Source organism: Bradyrhizobium glycinis (assembly GCF_016031655.1).
Classification (GTDB): Bacteria; Pseudomonadota; Alphaproteobacteria; order Rhizobiales; family Xanthobacteraceae; genus Bradyrhizobium; species Bradyrhizobium glycinis.
The window spans coordinates 1-2,084 of the sequence record NZ_JACCHQ010000061.1 but is presented as its reverse complement, the minus strand read 5'-3'; the positions used below and the strand labels follow the sequence as shown (position 1 = coordinate 2,084).

The 2,084-nt window shown below is 64.5% G+C and carries 2 protein-coding genes; both read right to left on the bottom strand.

Going from position 1 to position 2,084, the window contains the following annotated elements; genetic code table 11:
* A partial coding sequence (locus HZZ16_RS36820; RefSeq protein WP_197955748.1) for a DUF1522 domain-containing protein occupies positions 1-1,004 on the bottom strand: 1,004 nt, incomplete at its 3' end.
* A 329-nt stretch (positions 1,005-1,333) separates the two neighbouring features.
* Positions 1,334-2,084: flagellin (locus HZZ16_RS36815; protein ID WP_283815919.1), on the bottom strand; the 751-nt coding region annotated here is incomplete at its 5' end.

Genomic DNA, 2,084 nt, shown 5'->3' with positions numbered 1-2,084 from the left:
GCGTTGCCGCCGCCCACAGAGTTCGTCAGGGTGAGGGCCTTGAGCAGGTCGGCCTTGCCGGTGACGGTCAGATCCGCACCTGTCGAGCTCCTCAGCGTGACGGCGCCGCCCACAACGGTCGAGGCGGTCTGGCCGACGCTCGTGGCGATCGTCGCAGCACCGGAGCTGATGGCAACTGTCTTGACGCCGCTGGCGAGATCGATCGCGGTGAACAGATCGTCGACGGTTGCAAGCGTTGCCGGCGTGCCGGTGCTACCGAGATAGACGGTGGTGTTGCCGCTGCCGTCGGTGACGAGATGGCCGCTGACGCCCGAACCGGCGGGAACACCGGTCGCCGCCGGCGCGACGCCGGCACGGAAGGTGATGGTCTTGCCGTTCACGGTCAGGGTGTCGCCGTCGGCGGGCTGGGCGTTGCCGGCCAGGCCGCTGGCGCTCGTGCCGTTGGTGGCGATCAGGGTGATGGTACCTTCCAGGGTCGTGGTACCGCCGGCGCCGGTCGTTGCGCCAGTGCCTGCGAAGACGCCGATGCTGGCGCCGAGCGTGCTGGTGCCGGTCGCCGCGGTGATGCCGCCGGCCGCGCCGCTATAGAGCACGTTGCTGCTCGCGGTGGCGCTGGCGAAGCTCGTCGTGCCGCGCAGGTCGGCCGCCGTCGCACCGGCGATGGTGGTGGAGACGTTGGACTTGGTGGAGTAGCCGACCGTGGTCTGCAGCGCCTGGTTGGCGATCGACTTCGCAGAGTCGATCAGCTTCTGCAGCGACGTCAGGCCGGTGTTGGCAGCCTGCAGCACCTGCACGCCGTTGGCGATGCTGTCGAGCAGGTTGTTGATGTCGCTGGCGCGGTTGTCGAGCGACTGGGCCGTGAAGAAGTTGGTGGGATTGTCCAGGGCCGAGTTGACGCTCTTGCCGGTCGACAGACGGCTCTGGGTGGTGGCGAGAAGATCGGCGGTGGACTGGAGAGACAGCAGGTTCTGACGAACCGATGCGGAGAGGACGATACCGGACATGACTCTTACCCTTCTGGCTTACGCGTCTTCGTTCGATCGCTTCTGGATCGAGTGACGGCGCCAGCGTGCCGTGACATGGCTAACAAAGGGTGAAATGCATGAAGCCCGCATAAGCGCCGGTTCACCATAAGCGAGTGGACCGTGCGGGCACGGCTCGCAATCCATCTGAAATCATTGGCAATTCCTGACGCTTACGCTCCATTAACCATAACCGCTGGTTACTTTTCGGAGCACCGCCTGCCCTCTCGAGTTCTCCGAGCCGTGCGCAAAAAGAAAGCGGCGGGGCCGAAGCCCCGCCGCCGTAATCGCCTTGCGATGTCGTCCGCGCCTTAGCGGAGCAGCTGCAGCACGCTCTGCTGCGACTGGTTGGCCAGCGACAGCGCGGAGACCGCGATCGACTGACGGGTCGACAACGCCTGGCTGTTGGCGGCCTCGACGTTGGTGTCGGCGAGCGTCAGGTTGGACGAGCCGGTTTGCAGTACGTTGATCAGGTTCTTGTTGAAGTCCTGACGAACCTGCACGATCGTCAGGTTCGAGCCCAGAGCCGAAGCTTCCGAGCGCAGCGTGCTCGACGCGGCGTTCAGGTTGGTCAGCACCTTGTTGGTGGCAGCGTTGTCGATGAAGTCGACACCGCTGGTCAGCGCAGCAAGGCCCAGACCCTTGGAGTTGTAGGTCACGCCGGTGATGCTCAAGCTCGACTTTGCAGTCTCGTCGAACACCAGCTTGAGCTGGTCGCCGTTCAAGAGGTTGACACCGTTGAACGAGGAGTCCTGAGCGGTCGAGTCGATCTGGTTCAGGATGTTGTTGTACTGGTTGACCAGGTTGGCGCGCGAGGTCTGGGCAACGGTGTCCTGGACGGGGCTGGAAGCCGTCGAGAACGTCAGAGCGGTCGTCAGCGTGCCGCCGATCGCACCACCTGCGGCGCTCGAACCGATGGTCGAGGACGCGTAGTCGTTGGTGGTGGAGATCGTCAGCAGGCCGTTGGCGTCGATCGTCGCCGTCAGGTTGTTGGCCTGCAGCTTGGTGTTGAGCTGATCGAGCGTCTTGACCGTGCCGTTGGTGCCGTCGCCGAAGGTGACG